The organism is Flavobacterium sp. CSZ (assembly GCF_015350725.1).
Taxonomy (GTDB): Bacteria; Bacteroidota; Bacteroidia; order Flavobacteriales; family Flavobacteriaceae; genus Flavobacterium.
Window position 1 is genome coordinate 95,677 of the sequence record NZ_JADKPQ010000017.1, and the last position, 24,137, is coordinate 119,813.

At 34.8% G+C, this 24,137-nt stretch carries 23 protein-coding genes; 11 read left to right on the top strand and 12 right to left on the bottom strand.

All coding sequences use genetic code 11. The features are described from left to right. Positions 1–10 precede the first annotated feature (10 nt). The 3 genes from IRZ78_RS18870 (at position 11) to IRZ78_RS18880 (ending at position 3,152) form a co-directional block, all read left to right on the top strand. Positions 11–727 (top strand): hypothetical protein, encoded by a 717-nt coding sequence (locus tag IRZ78_RS18870; RefSeq protein WP_194617995.1) that lies wholly within the window; start codon positions 11–13, stop codon positions 725–727. 19 nt (positions 728–746) lie between these two features. Further along, a complete protein-coding gene (locus tag IRZ78_RS18875) occupies positions 747–1,475 on the top strand; it encodes a hypothetical protein (RefSeq protein WP_194617996.1) in 729 nt (242 codons plus the stop codon). A 72-nt stretch (positions 1,476–1,547) separates the two neighbouring features. Beyond that, complete coding sequence (locus IRZ78_RS18880; protein WP_194617997.1) at positions 1,548–3,152, top strand: fumarate hydratase; 1,605 nt, start codon at positions 1,548–1,550, stop codon at positions 3,150–3,152. A 172-nt stretch (positions 3,153–3,324) separates the two neighbouring features. On the opposite strand, the gene IRZ78_RS18885 is transcribed toward IRZ78_RS18880, so the two are convergent. Both IRZ78_RS18885 and dinB read right to left on the bottom strand, forming a co-directional pair. Then, complete coding sequence (locus IRZ78_RS18885) at positions 3,325–3,819, bottom strand: PAS domain-containing protein (RefSeq protein WP_194617998.1); 495 nt, start codon at positions 3,817–3,819, stop codon at positions 3,325–3,327. Positions 3,820–3,919: 100 nt separating this feature from the next. After that, on the bottom strand, positions 3,920–5,002 hold the full coding sequence (gene dinB, locus IRZ78_RS18890) for a DNA polymerase IV (RefSeq protein WP_194617999.1): 1,083 nt from the start codon (positions 5,000–5,002) through the stop codon (positions 3,920–3,922). A 141-nt stretch (positions 5,003–5,143) separates the two neighbouring features. Here dinB and IRZ78_RS18895 point away from each other — a divergent pair, with 141 nt between their 5' ends. Together IRZ78_RS18895 and IRZ78_RS18900 are read left to right on the top strand one after the other, a co-directional pair. Then, positions 5,144–5,878: a metallophosphoesterase family protein gene (locus tag IRZ78_RS18895; RefSeq protein ID WP_194618000.1), complete on the top strand. Its 735-nt coding sequence runs from the start codon at positions 5,144–5,146 to the stop codon at positions 5,876–5,878. A gap of 48 nt (positions 5,879–5,926) precedes the next feature. Then, positions 5,927–6,448: a DUF6646 family protein gene (locus IRZ78_RS18900; RefSeq protein ID WP_194618001.1), complete on the top strand. Its 522-nt coding sequence runs from the start codon at positions 5,927–5,929 to the stop codon at positions 6,446–6,448. Between the two features lie 154 nt (positions 6,449–6,602). On the opposite strand, the gene IRZ78_RS18905 is transcribed toward IRZ78_RS18900, so the two are convergent. After that, positions 6,603–7,490, bottom strand: a complete 888-nt coding sequence (locus IRZ78_RS18905; RefSeq protein WP_194618002.1) for an S-adenosyl-l-methionine hydroxide adenosyltransferase family protein — start codon at positions 7,488–7,490, stop codon at positions 6,603–6,605. A gap of 212 nt (positions 7,491–7,702) precedes the next feature. Here IRZ78_RS18905 and IRZ78_RS18910 point away from each other — a divergent pair, with 212 nt between their 5' ends. Beyond that, positions 7,703–10,357 (top strand): TonB-dependent receptor, encoded by a 2,655-nt coding sequence (locus tag IRZ78_RS18910; protein ID WP_194618003.1) that lies wholly within the window; start codon positions 7,703–7,705, stop codon positions 10,355–10,357. A 133-nt stretch (positions 10,358–10,490) separates the two neighbouring features. Here the strand turns inward: IRZ78_RS18910 and IRZ78_RS18915 are convergent, their stop codons facing one another. The 6 genes from IRZ78_RS18915 to ricT all read right to left on the bottom strand — a co-directional run bounded on the left by IRZ78_RS18915 (position 10,491) and on the right by ricT (position 17,481). Then, complete coding sequence (locus IRZ78_RS18915; protein ID WP_194618004.1) at positions 10,491–11,144, bottom strand: CoA transferase subunit B; 654 nt, start codon at positions 11,142–11,144, stop codon at positions 10,491–10,493. A gap of 87 nt (positions 11,145–11,231) precedes the next feature. Next, on the bottom strand, positions 11,232–12,119 hold the full coding sequence (gene bla, locus IRZ78_RS18920; RefSeq protein WP_194618005.1) for a class A beta-lactamase, subclass A2: 888 nt from the start codon (positions 12,117–12,119) through the stop codon (positions 11,232–11,234). Positions 12,120–12,359: 240 nt separating this feature from the next. Continuing rightward, positions 12,360–13,061, bottom strand: coding sequence for a CoA transferase subunit A (locus tag IRZ78_RS18925; protein ID WP_194618006.1), 702 nt, complete (start codon positions 13,059–13,061; stop codon positions 12,360–12,362). A gap of 297 nt (positions 13,062–13,358) precedes the next feature. Further along, on the bottom strand, positions 13,359–15,662 hold the full coding sequence (locus tag IRZ78_RS18930; protein ID WP_194618007.1) for a transglycosylase domain-containing protein: 2,304 nt from the start codon (positions 15,660–15,662) through the stop codon (positions 13,359–13,361). Positions 15,663–15,674: 12 nt separating this feature from the next. Beyond that, on the bottom strand, positions 15,675–16,154 hold the full coding sequence (locus IRZ78_RS18935; protein ID WP_194618008.1) for a gliding motility lipoprotein GldH: 480 nt from the start codon (positions 16,152–16,154) through the stop codon (positions 15,675–15,677). Continuing rightward, entirely contained in the window at positions 16,138–17,481 is a 1,344-nt protein-coding gene (gene ricT / locus IRZ78_RS18940; protein WP_194618009.1) for a regulatory iron-sulfur-containing complex subunit RicT, read from the bottom strand. Before ricT ends, IRZ78_RS18935 begins: the two co-directional genes overlap by 17 nt. 441 nt (positions 17,482–17,922) lie before the next feature. Here ricT and IRZ78_RS18945 point away from each other — a divergent pair, with 441 nt between their 5' ends. From IRZ78_RS18945 to IRZ78_RS18965, 5 genes are all read left to right on the top strand, one after another. Beyond that, complete coding sequence (locus tag IRZ78_RS18945) at positions 17,923–18,675, top strand: hypothetical protein (RefSeq protein WP_194618010.1); 753 nt, start codon at positions 17,923–17,925, stop codon at positions 18,673–18,675. Positions 18,676–18,872: 197 nt separating this feature from the next. Continuing rightward, entirely contained in the window at positions 18,873–20,051 is a 1,179-nt protein-coding gene (locus tag IRZ78_RS18950; protein WP_194618011.1) for an ankyrin repeat domain-containing protein, read from the top strand. A gap of 32 nt (positions 20,052–20,083) precedes the next feature. Then, a complete protein-coding gene (locus tag IRZ78_RS18955) occupies positions 20,084–21,421 on the top strand; it encodes an ankyrin repeat domain-containing protein (protein ID WP_228520532.1) in 1,338 nt (445 codons plus the stop codon). Between the two features lie 20 nt (positions 21,422–21,441). Continuing rightward, positions 21,442–21,678 (top strand): hypothetical protein, encoded by a 237-nt coding sequence (locus tag IRZ78_RS18960; RefSeq protein ID WP_194618013.1) that lies wholly within the window; start codon positions 21,442–21,444, stop codon positions 21,676–21,678. Then, on the top strand, positions 21,647–21,985 hold the full coding sequence (locus IRZ78_RS18965) for a hypothetical protein (protein WP_194618014.1): 339 nt from the start codon (positions 21,647–21,649) through the stop codon (positions 21,983–21,985). The genes IRZ78_RS18960 and IRZ78_RS18965 overlap by 32 nt, the downstream gene beginning before the upstream one ends. Positions 21,986–22,052: 67 nt before the next feature. Here IRZ78_RS18965 and IRZ78_RS18970 read toward each other — a convergent pair whose 3' ends face one another. From IRZ78_RS18970 to IRZ78_RS18980, 3 genes are all read right to left on the bottom strand, one after another. Beyond that, positions 22,053–22,283 (bottom strand): ferredoxin, encoded by a 231-nt coding sequence (locus IRZ78_RS18970; protein WP_194618015.1) that lies wholly within the window; start codon positions 22,281–22,283, stop codon positions 22,053–22,055. Next, on the bottom strand, positions 22,283–23,524 hold the full coding sequence (locus IRZ78_RS18975; protein WP_194618016.1) for a peptidase U32 family protein: 1,242 nt from the start codon (positions 23,522–23,524) through the stop codon (positions 22,283–22,285). The genes IRZ78_RS18970 and IRZ78_RS18975 overlap by 1 nt, the downstream gene beginning before the upstream one ends. Before the next feature lie 178 nt (positions 23,525–23,702). Next, positions 23,703–24,107, bottom strand: a complete 405-nt coding sequence (locus tag IRZ78_RS18980; RefSeq protein ID WP_228520533.1) for a transposase — start codon at positions 24,105–24,107, stop codon at positions 23,703–23,705. Positions 24,108–24,137: the final 30 nt, after the last annotated feature.

Here is a 24,137-nt window from a genome sequence, read left to right on the forward strand (position 1 = left end):
AAAACCTACTATGTTTAAGAGATTTTTTAGCAAAAAAAGAGAAGTTGAAATTCCGGAAGAAATCAAATCTCAGGAAAAAAGCCAACCTGTTGAAGAAGTTACAATTGAAAAAGTTGAAACTGAAGCAACAGAAAATGAAGCAGTTGAAAATAAAGAATTAGAGACTGAAGAAACGAAATTCGAACCTAATAAAATTGACTGGTTAATAAACGATTCGATTCTGACTTTTATCCCTCGCGAATTGTATATGCACTATTGGGATAGTGCTACTGAAAAAAACCTGCAGGATCCTTCGTGGCAAAATCAAGGTGTCTTTTTCTGGAATAATAAAGAACCATTTGAGAGAAAATCTTTGCCTGCGTTTTTTGAAAACTACGAAAAGAAGTTATTTGTTTTTAATGAAGTTCCGGATTATATTTCGTTAGTATCTGCAAAAGCAATTCCTTGGTTTGGAATGCCCGGAGAAGGAGACAAATACTGCCTTAGATATGATGAAACACCGATAACAATAGAAGAAGCCAATAAGCTAAACATCATAAATTATGTCAAAATCGTAGAATTAAACTACGACAACCTGGGAATTCTGAACGATCGCGACAATTATGCTTTTCTGTTTAATCCTAATGAAGTTCAATACCAAAATCAGCTTTTTTATTTAAATGGAGAAAAAATCTCGTTAGCAGAGCTCTATCAAAAAAAGAAACTATTCGTTCTATCTGTAGAATAAATAATACCGATTGCTAATTATGAAACCAAAATACCTTTTTATCCTATGCGTTTTAATAGGATGTCAAAAACCAAAACCATTAAATCAATTAGTTGACACAATATCGCAACCTAAAACCGAAACAATTGCAGCTAAAGAAAATTTCTTAAAAACAGATACCATTTCTATTGCTGATTACGGAGAAACATCAAGAGACAATTATGTTTTGGCACATCTTGCAGAGCAAAAAGCAGACAAAGACAGTATTGTTACGGCACAATACCAACTTGATTTTTACCAGAATAAAACCAAAACGACTACTTCAAAAATTACCATTAAGGGAGTTGATAAAGGATCTGAGTGGTCTGCCATGTACGGATTAGGAACGGAAAGTGCCAAGAGTTCGCCTTTTATTCAAATTAGTTTTGGGTATCCTGCCTGCGGTTACAATCAAAGTCATTATTTATATTATTTAAAAAACAATGATATACAATTGGTTTACGACTGGTATACAATGTCTGATAGTGGCTGGGGAAGTTGGGTCGAATTCGAAAATCCTTCGGCGAAAGCCAATCCTGAATCATTCTATTGCAAGACCATTTCTTTTGAACCTGATGATAATGATGAGAACATGGGAATCGCTAAACATTCCGATTCGATTGTTTTTCGCTTAAGCGGAAATCAATGGAAAAAGCAATTACTCTCTGCAAAAGACAAGATTTATTTTGAGAAAAAAATGAGTTTTGATGACTTTCACAAACAAGAATAAACACTTAAAAAACATCCCTTATTCAAATTCTTTCTTAGGTAAATAATTTCTAACTTTGTAAAAAACAAAGAAATGATTGATTTTATATACCAAGACCCTTATCCTATTTTAAAGGATGATACACAGTACCGCAAAATTACTTCTGATTTTGTAAAAGTGGAACAATTTGGAGAACGTGAAGTTTTGACCGTTGATCCAAAAGGATTAGAATTATTGGCCGAAGAAGCCTTAACAGATGTTTCTTTTATGCTAAGAACAGCGCATTTGCAAAAACTGCGTAAGATTCTTGATGATCCCGAAGCGACAGATAATGATCGTTTTGTAGCTTATAATTTATTACAAAATGCTTCGGTTGCTGCTGAAGGTCAGTTACCAAGCTGTCAGGATACCGGAACAGCGATTGTAATGGCTAAAAAAGGAGAAAGCATCTTTACTGGTGTTGACGATGCTGAATGGTTGAGCAGAGGAATTTTTAATACCTACCAAAAACGTAATTTACGTTATTCGCAAATTGTTCCGATTTCGATGTTTGAAGAAAAAAATTCAGGATCGAATCTTCCGGCGCAAATTGATATTTATGCTAAAAAAGGAACTTCGTACGAGTTTTTATTTATGGCAAAAGGTGGTGGATCTGCTAATAAAACTTACTTATACCAACAAACAAAATCATTATTGAATGAAAAATCGATGGATGCTTTTGTTCGTGCAAAAATAAAAGATTTAGGAACTTCGGCTTGTCCGCCGTATCACCTGGCGTTAGTAATTGGAGGAACTTCTGCGGAAGCGAATTTAAGCGCTGTTAAAAAAGCATCAGCTGGATATTACGACAATCTTCCTACTTCAGGAAACATGGCTGGTCAGGCTTTCCGCGATATTGAATGGGAAGCTAAAGTGCAGCAAATTTGTCAGGAAAGCGAAATTGGCGCTCAGTTTGGCGGTAAATATTTCACACACGATGTTCGTGTCATTCGTTTGCCTCGTCACGCGGCTTCTTGTCCGGTTGGATTAGGAGTTTCTTGTTCTGCTGATAGAAACATTAAAGGAAAAATTAATAAAGACGGAATTTTCGTTGAACAATTGGAAGTTAATCCAAAACAATTTTTACCGGAAACAGCTCCACATTTAGAAGCTCCTGTTGAAATTGATTTAGATCAGCCAATGGCAGATATTTTGGCTAAATTATCTCAATATCCTATCAAAACCCGTTTAAAACTAAACGGAACTGTAATTGTTGCCCGAGATATTGCTCACGCAAAAATCAAAGAATTACTGGAAGCAGGTAAACCAATGCCAGAATACTTTAAAAATCATCCTGTTTATTATGCTGGTCCGGCAAAAACTCCGGAAGGAATGGCTTCAGGAAGTTTTGGACCAACAACGGCTGGCCGTATGGATGTTTATGTAGATGAATTCCAGAAACATGGCGGAAGTATGATCATGCTGGCAAAAGGAAACCGTACCAAACAAGTAACGGATGCGTGTAACAAATACGGCGGATTCTACTTGGGTTCTATTGGAGGTCCTGCAGCAATTTTGGCACAAGACAACATCCTGAAAGTTGAAGTGGTTGACTTCGAGGAATTAGGAATGGAAGCGGTTCGTAAAATTACCGTAAAAGATTTCCCTGCTTTTATTATTACCGATGATAAAGGAAATGATTTCTTCGAAAATCTTTAGTATTTAACCGCAAAGTTCGCAAAGAATTTACGCGAAGAACGCAAAGTTTTTTTAAACTAAATTTTAAAAATAAACTGTACAAACAATAAAAACCGCCTTTATGGGCGGTTTTATTTATTTATATACTTTGCGAACCTTCTGTAAATTCTTTGCGAACTTTGCGGTTAAATTTTCACGCAACTTCTTTCTCGAAAGCAATAAAGTGCGTCAGTTTTCCTTTTAGGTTAAAAACCGGAACTCCATTGATTTGACAATTGTATGTTCGGCCGTCTTTTCTGTAGTTTTGAATTGTTTTTTCGAAAGGAACCTGCAATTTGATTGCTTCCCTAATCTCTTTTAGAACAGTTTTAGAAGTTTCCGGGCCCTGAAACATTTTTGGCGTCCTGCCTAAAACTTCGCATTCAGAATACCCCGTCATTCTTTTGATTCCGTTTGAAACAAAAACAATCTTTAGATCAAGATCTGTCACAACTACAACTTCTTCTTTAATGCGTTCTTCTATTTCGAGATTCTTCTCATTCCAGGTAAATTGATTCGAAATTTTATTGACTTTTTTCAAATCAGAGAAAATAGCTTTCAACTCATTCAAATATTCATAATGAAAATCCCATGCAAGGATAGGAACTGAATTACGATGGGAGCCTTCATCAAAATCGGCATTTTTCATTTTAAATAATTTAAAGGATAAAAATCTTTCTACTCAAAGATAGAACGAAAATTCATCACAAAATAAATTTATTTTCTATTTAACGATTGTTTAATATGAGTTAGAAGGTAAATTTTAATTGTACTACAACTGCTTTTTTCTCTTCTGTGTTTAAATTATTAAGAGAAATTCCGAGTAATCGGACTGAATCTTTCATTTTTTCCTGATATAATAATTCTTCTACTGTTTCGAGAATCAGGCTTTTATCTGAAATAAAATAGGGCAAAGTTTTACTCCGGGTTTGCTGGGTAAAATCGCTGTATTTTATTTTAAGGGTAACTGTTTTACCTGAAATATTGTATTTTTTTAATCGTCTTTCTAATGAAGTGGCAATTTTATCAAGCTGCTCCAGCATAAAAATTTCAGAAGTTAAATTGACATCGAAAGTATTTTCTGCTGCAACCGATTTGGTGATGCGATGCGACTTTACTTCGCTATTGTGAATACCACGAACCACATTGTAATAAAAAGCTCCTGACTTTCCGAAATGCTTTTCCAGAAATTCTACCGATTTACTTTTCAGATCTGTTCCGGTAAAAATTCCCAATTGGTACATTTTCTCCGTAGTTACTTTTCCAACACCATAAAACTTTCTAATAGGCAATTCTTCCAGAAAAGCTTCGACTTCATCAGGATTTACCGTTTTTTGTCCGTTTGGTTTATTGACATCACTGGCAATTTTAGCCACGAATTTATTGATGGAAATTCCTGCCGAAGCGGAGATTCCAACTTCGTTCAAAATTCGTAATCTAATTTCTTCTGCCAATAAACTGGCACTTGGGTTTCCTTTTTTATTCTGTGTTACATCCAGATAAGCTTCGTCGAGTGAAAGCGGCTCGACCAAATCTGTATAATCATGAAAAATGGCGTGAATTTTATTTGAAATCTCCTTATAACGATCAAACCTCGGACGAACAAAAATAATTTCAGGACAATATTTCTTGGCCAAAACCCCACTTATAGCACTACGTACACCAAATTTACGCGCTTCGTAACTTGCTGCCGAAACTACTCCTCTATTCTCTGAACCGCCAACAGCAACAGGTTTCCCGCGTAAAGCAGGATTATCCATTTGCTCTACCGAAGCATAAAAAGCATCCATATCAATATGGATAATTTTTCGATATGTTGGCACCTCTGACATTATGCAAATTTAAACACTAAACCAATAAAAAGAACGCAGTTAATAGTTATAAATAGTATCAATTTTTAAAGATTAACAACTTATTGATCTCAAACAAATCATTTTCTTTATTTTTGTATCCTCTACACCAAAAAAATTAAAATGCGAACATTTGTTATTGGCGACATACACGGAGGATTACTCGCTCTTGAGCAAGTGTTGAAAAAGGCTGAAGTTACTACACAAGATACTCTTATATTTTTAGGCGATTATGTTGATGGCTGGAGCCAGTCGGCAGAGGTAATTGACTATTTAATTGACCTGAAACTCAAACAAAACTGCATTTGCATTCGAGGAAATCATGATCAGCTGGCCTTAGACTGGCTTGAAAACAGACATGAAGATCTTGATGAAGAAATGTGGTACAAACATGGAGGAAAAGCTACTGTTGAAGGATATTCTAAAATTTCGGCAGAACGAAAAAAAGAACATATTGCTTTTTTTGAAGCACTTCAGGATTATTATCTTGATGATGAAAACCGTCTTTTTGTTCATGCGGGTTTCACGAATCTGAATGGTGTGGTCTGGGAATATTTTCCAAAATTATTTTACTGGGACAGAACACTTTGGGAATCTGCACTTGCTTTAGATCCAAAATTAAAACCAGATGATTTGTACTATCCCAAACGTTTTACGATATATAAAGAAATTTACATTGGACATACGCCGGTTACCCGAATTGGAAAAACAGTTCCGGTAAATAAAGCTTGTGTATGGAATGTTGATACGGGTGCCGCTTTTAAGGGACCTTTGACTATTATGGATGTGAATACCAAGGAATTCTGGCAGAGCGATCCGTTAAACGAATTGTATTCTGATGAAAAAGGTAGGAATTAATCCATAAAAAACTATTTTTGCATTTTAAAATAATTAATATTTAAGTTTATGAAAAAGGTTATTACACTTTTGTTTTTAGTATCATTTGGATTTACACAAGCTCAACAGGCTTTTAAAGGAAAAGGAGATGTTAAAGTTAACGTTGGTGCTAACATACAAGATGGTGGGTCAGGAATTCAGGGGTCTGTAGATTTTGGTTTAGGAGAAAATTTCTCTTTTGGTTTTGTTGCTAATTACTTATTAGGCGTAGATAATTTTAATGGTTTTTATAATAGTAGTGCTTACAATGATTACAAACCTGATTTTGGCGATCGTTTTGATGCTAAAGCAAGAATTAATGCTAATTTAAGCAGTGTTATTGGTGTTGATCAATTAGATGTTTACCCAGGTTTAAGTTTAGGATTACACAATTTTGGCGGTCATGTTGGTGGTCGTTATTTTTTTACTGAAGGATTTGGTGTTTTTACAGAACTTGGTTTCCCAATTGCAAAATACGGCAGCGACAATGGAGTATTTGATCACTTAAACAATCAGTTTACTTTTAGTTTAGGAGCTTCTTTTAATTTGTAAAAAGCTTTCTTTGCCACAAAGACACTAAGTTTTTTTTTTGCAAAGTTGAACAAAGAAAAGAATCTCGCAAAGACGCTAAGTAGTCGCAAAGATTATAAATAATAAAAACCGCCTAATTGGGCGGTTTTTTTTATCTCATGAATTGGTTTACTGCTTATTTACTAAGCAAAATACTCCAGTCAGCTCCGCTGTAAATTTTATGTTTTGCTGAGAAACTTCCTTGGTTTACGGCCAATGAAAAGTTTAAAAGACTGTTGAAATAACAAACATCAGTACCTACCTGAACTTCTCCAAAAGTATGTACCAGTTTCAATTTTCCTTCATAAGCTTTCTTAGTTCCGTTGAAGATCTGGATCTTAACAAAATCACCTGCTTTTAAATCTAAATTAGCGAAAGTTTTCTTGTCGATATTAGTCCAAACATTTCCATATTGAATATCCAAAATCGGAATTCCTCCTTTGATGATTCCTTTTTCGAAAACCGGTTTTTGGTAATCGATTTTCACCACTTCGTTTGGCAGTTTTGGTCCAACTTCTTCAAAAGTGATGGTTTTAGACGCTAAACGAGCTCCGGTAAAAGCATACACATCACGACCGTGAAAAGTATAAGATTCGTTTGAGTTTTGGCGACGGTTTTTTACTTCATCAATCTCACGAATTTCCTGAATCCCTAATTGTTCTGCTATTAAAGTCAAAGTTCCGTTATCCGGAGTTACAAAATAATGACCAGATTTAGTCAACAACACAACAGAATGTCTCGCTGTACCCACTCCAGGATCACAAACCGATACAAATACTGTTCCTGCTGGATAATATTGAGCCGTTTGCGACAAACGATATGCTGCTTCCCAAATATTAAATGCCGGGATTTCATGAGTTACATCAAATATTTTAATATCGGTAGAAACTCCCATTGCAACCCCTTTCATAGCAGATACTGCCCCATCTTTCAAACCAAAATCTGATTGAAAAACTAATACATTATTTTGTGCAAAACCATTAAAAGTCATGGCACACAAAAAAAGTAATAAACGTAATTTCATTTTTTCTCTTTTTAAATTTTCAGCAAAGATATTTCATTAAACTCAAAATATGACACCATTATCTTAGAAATAATATCATTTTATAAATCGATTTTGATTATTTACGATTACATTTGCATTTTATTCATTATCCCATGTAAATAGTAGACAAATAGAAGCTATGTAGGATCTTTTTGAATAATTATCACACCAATTACAAAACTAAATTATCAATGAGAAAAAAATTAAAAATTGTCATAACAGCAATTCTTACTTTATCCAGCACTTTATTTTTTGCACAAGGTCACGAGATAAAAGGAACAATTACGAATGAAAACGGAAATCCTCTGGAATTTGCTACAATCTTAATCAAAGGAACTCAAATTAATGCTTCAAGCGATGCTTTAGGCAAGTTTACAATTAATGCTTCTGCAAATAATCCAACGCTTATTGTTTCGTTATTTGGCTATCAAACCAAGGAAATCCTTGCAAAAGATCACGTTATCGAAGTACAATTGGCCCTGGAAAATAATAGTCTTGACGAAATTGTAGTCGTAGGAAGTAGAAATCCTAATAAGAGTAAACTCGAAACAGCAGTTCCTGTTGATGTTGTTAATCTGGCTAAAATCAGAAATACAACGCCGCAAACTACTACAAACGATATTTTGACGTATTTGATTCCGTCATTCAATTCAAACCGCCAATCTTCTGCCGATGGTACAGAACATATAGATCCGGCTTCGTTAAGAGGTTTAGGTCCTGATCAGGTTTTGGTTTTAATTAACGGAAAAAGAAGACACACCACTTCATTAGTTAATTACCAAAACACGGTAGGAAATGGTTCTGTGGGAACAGATTTAAGTGCAATTCCGGTTTCGGCAATCAAGAGAATTGAAGTTTTACGTGATGGTGCCTCGGCACAATACGGTTCTGATGCGATTGCGGGTGTAATCAATTTGGTTTTAAAAGACAATGCAGGTTTAGAAGTAAACGCTACTTATGGTTCAACATCAAGAGATGACGGACAAACTACAAACGTGAACTTAAATTACGGAACAAAAATTGGCAACAAAGGTGGATTTATTAACCTTTCGGCTGAATTTAATGATCGTCAGAAAACAAATCGTTCTCAAAACAATAACCTGATCATTTTCGATCAATCGGCTGAGGGTAATTTCTTTGCTTATGATTTTGCAAATGATCCAGCACAATCACGCCAGATTGATGATAATTTATTAGCTCAGAATGGTTTGACTCGTGATGATTTTAATTTTCAGATCGGAGATGCAAAAATCCAGAATATTCAGGGATTCTTTAATGCATCGATTCCGTTAAACGATCAAATCGAGTTTTATGCAAATGGAGGCGTAAGCCACAGAGAAGGTACAGGTTACGGTTTCAGACGTTTACCAAGTGAAACTGAAAATGTTGTAGCTTCTATTTTTCCTTTCGGGTTTCAACCTGAATTGAATTCTGTAGTAACAGATCTTTCTTCTTCAGTTGGTTTTAAATTTAAATTTGGAGAATGGAAACTGGATGTGAGCAATACTATTGGTGAAAACAAATTTGTTTATGATGTATCAAATACCAACAACGTTTCGTTAGGGGATAATGGTCAGACAGATTTTAAAGCCGGAAATCACTCTTTCTTGCAAAACACTGTGAATGCTGACATTTCGAGATTATATAAAGATATTTTTCATGGTTTAAATGTTGCATTTGGAGGTGAATATCGTTTTGAGAAATACAAAATTGTTCCTGGAGAAGAGAACTCTTATATCAACGGCGGGGCACAATCATTCCCGGGATTTTCTCCTTTGAATGAAGTGAATGAAAACAGAAACAGCGTTGGGGTTTATGCTGATGTTGAGGCGGATATTACTGAGAAATTATTGATTGGAGTTGCAGGTCGTTACGAAGATTATACTGATTTTGGAAATACGATCAACGGAAAATTATCTGCGAGATATAAAATCTTAGATAATCTATTTGTTCGTGGAGCCATTAGTTCTGGTTTCAGAGCACCATCATTGCACCAACAATATTTCAACAATATTGCAACTGATGCTGTTGACGGGCAAATCCTGAATTCGGGTATTTTTAGAAATGACAGTCAGGTAGCGAAAGAATTGGGAATTCCGAAATTAAAAGAAGAAACTTCGAGAAATTACAGTTTTGGAATTGTTTATTCTCCAACAAAAAAATTACATATTACAGCTGATTATTACCACATTAGAATTGATAATAGAATCATCCTTACAGGAAACTTAGGAAATGACGCTTCTGGTGAACCTGTCCCTGCCCTTCGTACTTTGTTTGCGCAATACGGCGCACAAACGGGCCGTTTTTTTACCAATGCCATTAACACTACTACAAACGGAGTTGACGTTGTAATTGATTATGATATGAATGTTGGTCCGGGAAAAATGAATCTTTCGTTATTGTACAACTACAACGACAATAAAGTAGATGATCAGTTAAACAATATTCCATCTTTATTTGTGGGTCAGGAAGATGTGTATTACGGACCTCAGGAAAGAAGTCTGATCGAGACCAATACGCCTAAACACAAAGGTACTTTTGCTATTAATTATAGCCTGACCAAATGGAATTTCTTAGTAAGAAATACTTATTTTGGAGAAGTAATTCGTGATGGTTTCCCTTTTGGAGGCATCCAGAAACACAACGGAAAAGTGGTTACAGATATGACGGTAGCTTATAAAATAACTCCAAAAATTCAGATTGCTTTGGGAGCGAATAACTTATTTGATATTTTCCCGGACAGACAAATTTACGAAAACAGTTATTATGGAGTTTTCAAATATGCTCCTGTGCAAATGGGAACTACCGGAGCTTACTACTTTGGCCGTATGAGTTTTACATTGTAATAAAATGCCACAAAGACACAAAGTCGCAAAGTAATTTTTAAAAGTATAAAACAAAAACTGCCAAATTAGGCGGTTTTGTTATTTAGAAAACTTGTGTCTTCGTGTCTTTGTGGCATAAATCTTTTTTTTTAATCTAAATAGCCATTTCAGGAATTTCTCCTTCAATAATTAAATCAGCTTCTGTAGAAGCGATGATGTGCTCGACAGAAACACCTGGCGCACGTTCTAAGAGCCTAAAACCCTTTTCAGTTACTTCTAGAACTGCCAATTCGGTTACGACCTTTTTAACGCATCCTACACCCGTTAATGGCAAAGTACATTTTTTTAATATTTTAGATTCTCCTGCTTTATTAACATGCATCATGGCCACGATAATATTTTCGGCGGAAGCCACCAAATCCATTGCGCCTCCCATTCCTTTTACCATTTTACCCGGAATTTTCCAGTTGGCAATATCTCCGTTTTCAGAAACTTCCATGGCACCCAAAATCGTTAAATCTACTTTCTGGCTGCGAATCATTCCGAAACTAAAAGCAGAATCAAAGAAACTTGCTCCTGGAAGTGTGGTAATCGTTTGCTTTCCCGCGTTGATAATATCAGCGTCTTCTTCTCCCGCAAAAGGAAAAGGTCCCATGCCCAAAACGCCATTCTCGCTCTGAAACTCAACTGCAATATCTTCTCTCACGTAATTCGCAACCAAAGTCGGAATTCCGATTCCTAAGTTCACAAAATACCTGTCTTTTACTTCTTTTGCAATTCGTCTTGCAATATCTTCTTTTGTTAACATAGTCTTTAATGTGTCAATTTGGAAATTAGATAATTAGATAATGCTGCACTTTGAGCAATCTAATTATCATATTTTCTAATTATCTAATTATTTTCTTGTAAAATAATGCCAGGTTGCTTTTGTTATGTCTGCAATTATTTTCTCTGTATCTTCTTGTTTCTCTATTATGTTTTTTAAATAAACGGATAAAATAAAATGCTTTCCGTTGGGGAGTTTTACAATTCCAATATCATTCATTGCTACTCTCAAATTAGCATCATTAGTTCCTGAAATCCCTGTTCTGTGCGCCAGTTCTGTATTTTCAGGAAGTCCGGCTTTCATCCAGGTTAAACCTCTTGATGTTTCTGTCATTATCTGGTACAAATACTTTGTGGTGCTTTCTTTTAGAATTTCTCCTTTAAAAAACTTTTCCAATAACGTTGTTGTTGCCAGTGGAGTAGTTGTATTAACATAAAGATTTTTCCAGGTTTTCATTTGATCTTCGTTTACTTTAATCACAAAGTCTTTAATTCCTTGTTGATTGATAAACTTCTGTACCACTTTTGTTCCTCCAACCAAATCAATCAATATATCACAACCATTGTTATCGCTATGCGAAACGGTGTATCTTAATACTTTATCTAAAGTTAAATTTACATTCCCATCCGGATAATCTTCTCGCATCGGACTCCAGGTATTTTCATGTAAATCTTTCTTTTTAATAAAAATCTCCTGTGTTAATGAAAGCTTACCTTCATCCACTTTATTTAAAACTGCCAAAGCAATATGAAATTTAAAAACACTCATCATAGGCGCTTTTAAGTTTCCGTTGATACTTAAAGTATCTTTATCTTCAATGCCTTTTATCGAAATTCCGACTGTTGCGTTTTTAGACGAAATGATCTGATTTAATTGTTGCCTCAATTCATTTGTCGGTTGTGCGAAAGTCGAAAAAGAGAGTAAGGAAAACAGGAATATATTAAAAAGCTTTGTCATAAGTTTAATGTGCGTATTTTAATGAGTTAATTAGAGAATTTGATAATGAGATAATGTTTTACTTTATGTAATTAATACTAAACATTTAATTGTCAAACCATTTCAATTACACACATACATATAACGCAACACAGTTGCGATGTCGCCTTGAATATCTAATTGACAAATACCTCACTCATTTAATTAGCTAATATGCGCAATCTAAACAATATCTAATTATCAAATTGGCACATTATCTAATTAAGCTTTCTGTATCACAGTTCGTTGTTCAATCCTTTTCTCGAATTTTTCACCCTGAAAAATACGCTGTACCATAATTCCCGGGATATGAATTTGATTTGGGTCTAAAGTACCAACAGGAACTAATTCCTCAACCTCGGCAACGGTAATTTTTGCCGCTCCGGCCATACATGCATTGAAGTTTCTGGCTGTTCCTTTAAAAATAAGGTTTCCGGCTTCATCGCCTTTCCATGCTTTTACAATCGCGAAATCAGCTTTGAAAGCTTGTTCCATAATATGCATTTTTCCGTTGAATTCACGAACTTCTTTTCCTTCGGCAACTTCGGTTCCGTAACCGGCCGGAGTGAAAAAAGCTGGAATTCCAGCTTGTGCTGCGCGACAACGTTCGGCTAAAGTGCCTTGCGGTGTGAGTTCAACTTCAAGTTCTCCGGAAAGCATCTGGCGTTCAAACTCAGCATTTTCGCCAACATAAGACGAAATCATTTTTTTGATTTGTTTCTTCTGCAAAAGCAACCCCAAACCAAAATCATCAACTCCTGCATTGTTCGAAATACAAGTTAAATCAGAAACGGTTGTTTTTACTAATGCTGCTATAGTATTTTCAGGAATTCCGCATAAACCAAAACCACCAAACATAATGGTCATTCCGCTTTCTATTCCTGCTGTAGCCTCTTGAACGTTATTTACTTTTTTTGTAATCATAACAAATGGTCTTTATTACCGTATATTTTTGATAAAAATAAGATTTTTAGATTAAATTATAACGATTTCGCAAAAAATAAAATTTACTTTTTAACCACAATATTCACTAAGAATCCTATTTCAAATCTCGCAAAGGCGCGAAGACACAAAGTTTTAATTTTCTTTGCGAACTTTGCGTAAATCTTAGCGCTCTTTGCTGTAAAATTTCATTAAAACTTATTCAAAAAAAATCCTTTTGTTTTCAACTGATTTCAGAAGATCACAAAAGGATAATTTTATATAAAAAAGGAATTTAAACTACAGTTCGAATTCGTCTGTGTTTTGTTCCGTAGCTGTTGTATCTTTTACTTTTGGAGCACTATAACAATCTACTTTTATCGAAAGATTTGCTGGTCGCTCAAAATCTGATTTCGAAACCTGAAGTCCGGGATCTGCATAACAAAGTTTCATAAAGTAACCCCAAATTGGCAATGCAGCTGTTGCACCTTGTCCGTAAGTTAAACTTTTAAAACGTGCCGAACGATCTTCGCAACCTACCCAAACTCCTGTTACTAAGTTAGGCACCATTCCCATAAACCAACCATCAGACTGGTTTTGAGTTGTTCCTGTTTTACCCGCAATTGCGTTTTTAAACATGTATGGATATCCTGTCCAGCGATTATCTCCACTTCCTCCTCCTTGCGTACGTAAACGTGCACCAGATCCGGTTTCTGTAACCCCCTGAAGTAATTTGATTACTGCAAAGGCAATATCTTTATTTAAAACGTCATGAGATTCAGGAATTGGCTCATAAATAACCTCTCCGCTTTTGTTCTCGATACGGCTTAAAAATTGTGGTTTTACATATACTCCCTGATTGGCAAATGTACCATAAGCAGCAACCATATCTTCAACCGTAATATCTACAGCTCCCAAAGCAATCGAAGGCTGTGCGGGAATTTCGGTTTTAACACCTAATTTGTGTGTTAGTTCTACAACAGCTTCAGGTCCTACACGATCTATTAATTTAGCCGAAATCGTATTTATGGAATTCGCCAAACCTTGTTTTAAGGTAACCATTCCGCGGTATCTGTTGTCTGAGTTTCTAGGCTCCCAGTCTGCTGTAACGTTATGACGTCCTTTGTGAATCATAAACGGTCCGTCAAGGATAGAATCACAAGGAGACATGTTTAGTTGCTCTATAGCAGTGGCATAAACAAAGGGTTTAAAAGTAGAACCTACTTGTCTTGCTCCCTGTCCTACGTGATCGTATTGAAAATATTTATAATTGATTCCACCAACCCACGCTTTAATATTCCCGGTTTGAGGCTCCATCGCCATTAAACCAGATTGTAAAAAGTGTTTGAAATAACGAATAGAATCAAGCGGTGTCATTACCGTATCACGTTCCCCTTTCCAGGTAAATACGCGCATTTTTGTTTTTACTTTAAAAGAAGCAATGATATCATCTTCACTCTTATCCAGATCTTTCATGATAGCCCAACGCGTAGAATTTTTCATCGCCTGCATCATAAGTTTATCTGTTTCTGCCTGAGTAATATTTACAAATGGTGCATTTTTATTGTTTTTTTGCTCAATAAAAAATTGTTGCTGTAAATTTTTCATGTGCTCAGAAACCGCTTCTTCGGCATGTAACTGCATTCTTGAATCGATAGTAGTATAGATTTTCAGACCATCTTTGTAAATATCGTAATCAGAACCGTCTGGTTTTTTGTTTTCAGCAACCCATTTTTTCATGTAATCTCGAAGATATTCCCTGAAATAAGTCGCTGTTCCTTCGCGATGACTTTCTAATTTGAATTTTAAAGCAATTGGCATTGCCTTGTACTTGTCTTTCTGAGCCTCCGTAATCATCTTGGCTTTTACCATTTGACCCAGCACCACATCACGACGATTTTTAACACCAACCGGGTTTCGCAACGGATTATAAAGAGATGAATTATTAAACATTCCAACCAATATTGCCGATTCGTCTATGGTTAAATCTTTAGGTTCTTTGGAAAAATAAGTCTGAGCTGCCGAACTTACCCCAACAGCATAATTTCCAAAATCATAAACGTTGCAGTACATCGCTAAAATCTCATTTTTGGTATATTGACGTTCCAAACGAATAGCAATAATCCATTCTTTTATCTTTTGTACTATTCTAAAAGGTAAAAAGCTAGATCCTCCGCGATGAAATAACTGTTTTGCCAACTGCTGTGTCAGAGTACTGGCTCCTCCATTGGTTCCCAGGGAAAAAGCAGCTCTTAGCGTTCCGCGTCCGTCGATTCCTGAATGTTCATAAAAACGGGCATCTTCAGTTGCAACCAAGGCATCTACCAGGTTTTTCGGCAAATCTGAATATTTAAGTTGTGATCTGTTGGTTTTAAAATATTTACCAATTACTACTCCATCAGATGAAATAATTTCTGTTGCCAAATTAGAATCCGGATTTTCTAAGTCTTCAAAAGAAGGCATCGATCCGAATAATCCCCACGAGGCAAATAAAAAGAAAGCTAAAATACCCAGCAAGGTATAAGCAAAAACTCGCCAGAATTTCTTTTTATAGTAGTTAATATCTTTATTACTATTAGGTTGATTGTTTTTCTTAGTGGCCATATAACTATTTTTCTAATCTTTTTGTTCTATTCTAAAACCTACGTCTGTAATACCTTCTAAAGCCTGAACACCAGGAATTTTCCCTGATTCTCTAACAGCTTGTTTGATGTGTACTTTATATTTTCCTTTAAACTTTACATCTTCTTTATAATAAAGTTTACTCTCTTTTATATCCGTAAAACCGTTTCCTAGCAAGGTTCCGTCCGGTTTTGCCATCTCGTATTCTAAAGTATCTACTTTGGTGAAACCACTTGGAGTTTCGATAGCTACAATTAAAAATAAATTCTTGAATGGATAATTGTTATTGTCCCTTAAATTTATAAATAAATTGTACTTTTTGGTTGAATCTAAAACTGGTAGATCAAAAGTTACAATACTGTCTTTGTTCCAGGCACTTCCAACAGATTTGTACTCATCGAATACTCTTTTTTTATCACAAGAAAAAAGCATTATCCCTACCAAAAGAAGAATCGCACTATTTTTTATTCTCATTTTTAGTAATAATTATAGGTTTTCTAGGCTCAGCCGGTTTATTCTCGTTTGAATTGTTAGGTTTATTCGGCTTGTTATTATTCGGTTTGTTTCCCTTGTTTTGGTTATTCCCTTTATTTGGATTTCCTCCTGCGGGTTTATTCTGATTTTGATTTGACTGAGGTTTGTTTGGAGTAGCCACAATCGCTGCTTCGGCATTTGGTTTGCGTTTGCGACTTGGTTTTTTCTTTCTTTTTGGCTGATCAAAACGAGTTAAACTTTCCTGCCCCATTGCATTATTAAAGTCTTTTTCAGGTTCTGAAACTACTTCAATGGCAAAGTCTTCAAGAGATGACACTTTGTTTTTCTGTTTGTTCTCGGCAATAATTTCTTTTACCTGATCAATTTTCAAAACATGCCAGTTTGCGAAGTTGTTGGTATAAGCAAACCACATTAATCCTTTAAAAATATCTTGTTTCTGACAGATAGCATCTCCTTTTTCGGTCACTAATTTAGTGTCGTAATCAGGAAAATCTTTCAATGCATCCATATAAGTGTCAAGCTCATAATTCAAGCAACACTTTAATTTTCCGCATTGTCCGGCTAATTTTTGAGGATTTAGCGAAAGCTGTTGGTAACGCGCTGCAGAAGTATTTACACTTCTAAAATCTGTAAGCCAGGTCGAACAGCAAAGTTCTCGTCCGCAAGAACCAATTCCGCCTAAACGAGCTGCTTCCTGACGGAAACCAACTTGTTTCATTTCGACTCTGGTACTGAATTCTTTGGCAAAATCTTTAATTAAAAGTCTAAAATCGACCCTGTCATTCGCCGTATAGTAAAACGTAGCTTTAGACCCGTCTCCCTGAAATTCAATATCAGATATTTTCATTTCGAGTTTATGCTGAATCGCTAATTCACGTGCACGAACTTTCATTGGTTCTTCACGATCACGCGCTACAGACCAGATATCAATATCTTTTTGAGAAGCTTTTCGGTAAATTTTAGGCACTTCGTTACTTTCGTGATTCACACCTTTTTTCTTCATTTGAATTTTTACCAATTCTCCTGTCAAAGTTACAATCCCGATATCGTGTCCTGGCGATGCAACAGTTGCTACAATATCACCAATACTTAAAGTTAATTTTTCTGAATTTCTAAAAAATTCCTTGCGTCCGTTTTTAAAACGAACCTCAACACAATCAAAAATAGCCTCTCCATTAGACGGACTCATGTTCGCGAGCCAGTCAAAAACCGTCAATTTATTGCAGCTATCGGTGCCGCAAGTCCCATTATTTTTACAACCCTTTGGTGCGCCACCATCTGAGGTTGAACAACTTGTACATGCCATAATTATATATGTAGTGTTGCAAAAAAGCAACTTAAGTTCATAAACGTTTGATCGGTAAAGATAGTATTTTTTTTAGTTTGCTTTTTATGCATTAATACTAATGCTTCGTTAAATACAAAAGCAAGCAATCTTTAAGGCAAAATAAGCTTTTTTATAACAGTATCAGGCTGAAATTTTCAAACAAAAAAATTCTTTAATTCTATTTTTACAAAGCTTATTCTAAAACTTATTTATGTTATTCTCTTTATTAAAATTAATAATTCACCTACAGAATACTATATTTACATATCAATCTTACTGTTACGCCGCTAAAAAAGCACTTCCAGAATCGAACACAAAACACATTCCTGATTATGATTATGCTAGGAAAAATGGCAAATGGAAAATAAGGTCTCAATCAAAGAAAAACAATAAACTAAAACTTAATTATCAATAATTTATATGAATAAATCTCTACTTTATTTAGCAACTTTAATATTATTACTTAACGCAGGTTGTAAAGATCCTAAAGACAAAAAAGAGCCGGCGCAAATTCAGGAATCCTTAAATAGTGTTGAAGAAGTTGCTGAAAATCCGGATTCACCAACCGAAAAAGGAAAAAATCCGGAAGATTTTTTACCAAAAGGTTATGTTGTTTTTGAAAAAGTTTTTGGCGATTTAAATAAAGACGGCCAGGAAGATTGCGCTCTTATGATTAAAGGAACGGATAAAAGTAAGTTTGTCAAAGATGAAAGCCGTGGGGAATTAGATCGTAATCGAAGAGGAATTATTGTACTTTTAAAAAACAATGACGGTTACGAATTAGCGGTTAAAAATTATGAATGTTTTTCATCAGAAAATGAAGATGGCGGTGTTTATTATCCCCCTGAATTATCTGTCGAAATAACAAAAGGAAAACTATTTGTTTCCTATGCACACGGAAGATATGGATATTGGAACTATACTTTTAGGTTTCAAAATTCAGATCTTGAGCTTATTGGTTATGACAGAAGTAATAATAACGGACCTATAGTGAACAACGATGTAAGTATAAATTACTTAACCTCAACCATGATAAGAAACGAGAATACTAACGAGGATGCAGATAGCGGAGAAGAAGCATTCAAGAAGACCGTGACTAAGATTAGAAAAAGCGAGCTGCTTAAATTATCCGAAATTGAAGATTTTGATGAGCTTAGGCTTTTTGAAGAATAAACTATCAATTGCAATTTAATCTCACCTTAAAAACTGCCTGCTTTTATGTTTTATGATTTAAAAAGACTTTTTTAATTTTCATCTTGAAATATATTTGTCAATTTTATGTTTTATCTTACAACATAGTTCGTGAAGTCAACTATTATAAATCCTGGCTTCATCAAAACATAATTTTTTCATTTAAAATACCAATGCAAATGCAAACACAAAACCAGATTGAAAATTTCCTTTTCCAGGGAAAATTTGACGAGGCCAGAGAATGCCTAAATAACGGCGAAATTTTTAACGATCAATATCTTAAAAACAATTTTTCTCAAATCACAACCAAAATTATTGAAGCTAAAGAAATTGATTTTATTGAAAAATTAATTAAAGCCCGTTTTATTGAAACCGATATCTATGAATTGGATAGTTTCGACAAATCGATTTTTAATTCTTTAACCCCATTAAAAGATGACGATGAATCGATTGCCTTTTTCAAAGAACTGATGTCAAAAATGGAAAATATTAATGATGAAATAAGTGACAAAACGTTACTTGGTTATTTTATTGAAAAAAATGCATCTCCAAAAATCATTTTAACTCTGATTGATGATTTTGGGGCAAATGCTCATTATAAAAATAATGCAGGAGAAAATTTCATCTATAACATTTTGAACACTTATGGTCTTGAAACAGATACAGTAAAAGAATACATAGCCATTCTTCTGAATAATGGCGTCGATATTAACGAAAAAAACATTGTTGGTACAACTCCGTTAATCTGTGCTATTAAAAGAAGCAAAAAAGATTTTATTCCCTTTCTACTCGAAAATGGAGCGGATGCCAACGAAACAGATAACCTCAACAATACCGCTTTTTATTACGCTGTTGCCGAACAGTTTTCTTTTGATATGTACGAGGCATTAGCGACAGTTTCTTCACCTGATTTTAATATTGTAAACAAAGACGGACGCACTTTATTGACTCATTTCATCAGTTCTGTTTCGGGCTCGCCAAGCGATATCACTTTTTTAGAAAGATTATTATCAGATGGTGCCGATGTAAACTTCTGCGCTCAATATTATGGCCAGCCAAAATCGGGAATTGATTTTATTGTTGAAAAGAAATCAGATATTTTAAAATCGGTTTTAGAAAATGTTTCTTTAGATGTAAATGAACAAGACAATCAGGGAAACACAATTTTGCATAAAGTTTGCGCGTATAATGTCAATTACGATGCAGAAATGGCCAAAGAAACCTATCGAAAAGTGAAGCTGCTCTTAGATCAGGGAGCAGATATTTCGATTACTAATGATAAAGATGAAACCGCCTTAATGATTGCATCCGGAGATAATCTGAAAATTAAAACGGTCGAACTTTTAATGAAATCATAAACTGAATTATACAAAATACTACTAATATGTCGATGTCATTTATAATAGCCTGTGAAAACGGCAACAGAAAAATAGCCGAATTATTACTTCAAAACAAAGAAGTAGAGGCAAAATATACCGATGAAAAAGGAAGAACTGCACTTCACTATGCAGCTCACAGAGGTTATCTTGATATTGTAAAAATTTTATGCGAAGATGGTGCTGATATTAATTATGAAGATCATCAGGGAGAAACGCCTTTATTCTTTGCCTGTTTGCAAAAGCAAAAGCAAACCGCTTTATATCTTTTAGAAAATGGCGCTGAAATTACCAAAAATGATAAATCAGGAAACAGTCTTTTACATTTAGTGGTTCAAACCGCTCAAACTGAAATCGCAACAAAGTTGCTTGAAGCAGGAATTGATGTTAATTCACTGAATAACAATGGAGAAACGCCACTTTCACTTGCTTCAACTAAATTAAATAGGGAAATTATTCAGTTACTTTTAGACAAAGGAGCCGATATTAATGCCACAGATAAACAAGGAAACACACCACTTCTTCATGCTTGTTACACCAAATCGATCCCGGTTGTTACTTTACTTTTGGACAATGGCGCAGCTATAAATCATGTAAATCATTCAGGAGAAAATGCTCTTTTAATTGCATGCTATGAAACCAACAGAATGCTTGCTAAACTTTTAGTAGAAAGAGGTGCTGATGTATTCACATCAAACAATAATGGCTACTCTCCTATTTGGTATGCTTGCGCGAATAATCAGAAAGAAATTGTCTCTTTATTTTTAGAAAATGGAGTTGACATGAATTACAGCAAACCTTTGGCCAGCGACACTTCTTCTATGAATGATTATCTTGATTGGATTGTTAGCGCTACAAATATTGCTAACGAATCTAGTTTTACACTCAACAGCAGTTATACTTATGGTGGCGAAAGTCTTCTGCATGTTGCTACAAAAAAAGGCAATTTAAGCATGGTAAAATTGTTAATCGAAGCCGGTGCAAATATCAACATTCAAGATGAATCCGGGAACACGCCTTTGCATTACTCCGCTGCAAACGGAAAAAAAGATGTTGTCAAATATTTACTTGAAAATAAAGCAGACGCTTTCATCGTAAATGTAAAAGAGCAAAAGGCAATTGATTATTCGAATGTAAAAGGTTTTAATGAAATTACAGAATTGATTTTGAAATATGCGCCCTCAGGTACTGTGATAACACCAATTCAAAAAGAAGAATCACAAAAAGCAGATTCAGTAAATTCTATGGAAGTAAAGAAAAAGGCATTGTTAGATTTGAAAGAACTTTTGGATGCGGGAATTTTAACTTCTGAAGAATTTGACGCTGAGAAAAGTAAAATTTTAAAAGGATAAATAACAAACAAACTTAAAAAATGAAAAAGACATTAAATAATTCCATCATATTATTAGTATTAATCGCTGCAAGTATATTTTCAACTTCTTGCACAAACCTTTCCCCAGAAAAAACTTTTGAAATAGCCGCGCTAAATTCAAATTTATTATCTCGTTTTGGAAGTAAGGATATTAATTTTAAGTTAGAATCCGAACCTCAGATTTATGATGAAGCTCAAAAAAAAAATGATTCCATCTTCATATTACGATTATTTTAAATTTGATATAGCCAATTTAGAAACTCAATTTAAAAAAATTAAAGAAATAAAGGAAGATGATGACAATCGGGAACTTCTTGAGGCATCAAAAGATTTATTCTCTTATGCAATTACTAAAGAAAAGGAAGGCTATCTGCCAATTGCCAAAATGAAGGATGAAAAAGCTTCACCTGAACAAATAGAAAAAGCAATTGCAGATTTTGATACCTCAACTCAAAATGATATACAGGTCAAGTTTACAAAATTAATGAATGTCGCAAAAGCATATGTCGAAAAGCATAACATCAATGCCAAAATAGGTATTTAATAAAGAAAGTTCAAAAACAAAACAATCCCTATTTTGCATTATTACAAAATAGGGATTGTTTTTAATCCTAAGTCTCCTTAACCGTTATAATCTTCACCGGACAAGCCTTCGCTGCCAATTGACAACTTTCTACAATGGTATGATTATTCGATTTTAAAGTAAAAAATCCTTTTGCATCTTTCGAATGAATCAATACCGATTTCCCATCTTTTTTAGACATTTGAAAATGTACCGGATCCATTTCGACGCAGTAATTACAGCCAATGCATTTGTCTCTTTGTAAAGTGATGATAACCATTACGCCTCAACTATTTTATATAATTTGTCCGACATTCTTATTCGAAACGGAAGTTTGAAAGTACAATCGTCCCCTTTTGTTGCTTTTTCAGAAACCAGATCATTTACGAACATTTCATCGATAATCATTTCCTGAGCCCCTGTACTTGGTCCGGTTACTAAGATTCTATCCCCAATTTTAATATCGTAAGCTTCGATTTTAAATTGTCCTACTTCTGCTTTCGGGAAGTAATGAGTTCCCTTGCCTACATAAACCTTTTTTTGAGTTGCTGCAGATCCCGGAATATCGCTCCATTCTCCCAATTCTTGTCCTAAATAATAGCCTGACCAGAAACCGCGATTGTAAACGGTGTTTAAAGCTTCCATCCAAACAGAAACCTTTTCTTTAGAGAATGTTTTATCATAATAGGCATCAATTGCTTCACGATAGGTTTTGATAACCGTTGCCACATATTCAGGCGCGCGACCACGGCCTTCGATTTTCAAAACCTGAATTCCCGAATCGATTACCTGATCAAGAAAATCAAGCGTACATAAATCTTTAGGTGACATCATGTATTCATTATCCAGTTCAATTTCAAAACCGGTTTCCTGATCGATCACCGTATATTTTTTACGGCAGTTTTGCTTGCACGCTCCACGATTCGCAGACGAATTATGCGAATGCAAACTCAAATAACATTTTCCCGAAACTGCCATACACAAAGCGCCGTGACCAAAAATCTCTATTTCGACTAAATTTCCGTTCGGCCCTTTTATCTGCTCTTTATCAATTTGATCTGCAATACTTTTTACTTGGCGTAAACTCAATTCACGGCTTAAAACCATCGTATCAGCAAACAAACTATAGAATTTTATGGTTTCGATGTTGGTTACATTCAATTGTGTTGAAATATGAACTTCCATACCAATAGTTCGTGCCATTGCTATTACAGCCTGATCAGAGGCAATTACAGCCGTAATATTGGCTTCTTTGGCTTTGTTCAATAATGTTTTTACAACAGACAAATCATGATCGTAAATTATAGTGTTCAAAGTGAGATAGCTTCGTACGTTTTTAGCTTCGCAACGATTGGCAATTTCCTGCAAATCATCCATAGTAAAATTTACCGTTGAACGCGCACGCATGTTAAGCTGTTCTACACCAAAATAGATCGAATCCGCACCATTATCAAGCGCAGCCTGAAGTGAATCAAAACTCCCAGCCGGAGCCATAAGTTCAATTTTATTATTTGTTGTCATTTTACTTATATTGTTTTCTAATGATTGAAATCACTAGTAATGTTATTATAGTTGTTGTTGTTGTTGTGGATTTTCTTTGCGTTCTTGCGGTTGAAACCGCAGGCTATATTTTTACCTTTGCGGATGTTTTATCAACATAACCCGTGGTTTCAACCACGGGAAACGTATCAAAGAGGGATTATTTATCCCCCAATCGATGTAATTTTACAAAATCATCATCTTGTCCATTTTTCTTAAGGTGATGATGCTTTTGATTTTTAATGTAATTGTAAACAATATCTAACTGAGATTCGCTTACAGAGAAAGCAGCAAATCCGGTTTGCCAGGCAAATTTTTCAAGGATAAGTTCTTCTCGATTTATAAAATGAGAAGAACTTCCTTTTATTTGCTTTACAATATCTGTAATAGTTTTTTCTGGATTTTGTAAAAACAGAACATGTACATGATCTGGCATTCCATTAATTATTCTAACAGGACATTCAAGTTCAGTTAACTCTAGCCAAATCAAATCGAAAAGTTTTTTTCTATTGAATAACCAATTAATTCCTGACGATTTTTGGTTGCCCAAATCGCATGAATCCATAGTTTCGTAAAGGATTGTGACATAAATAAA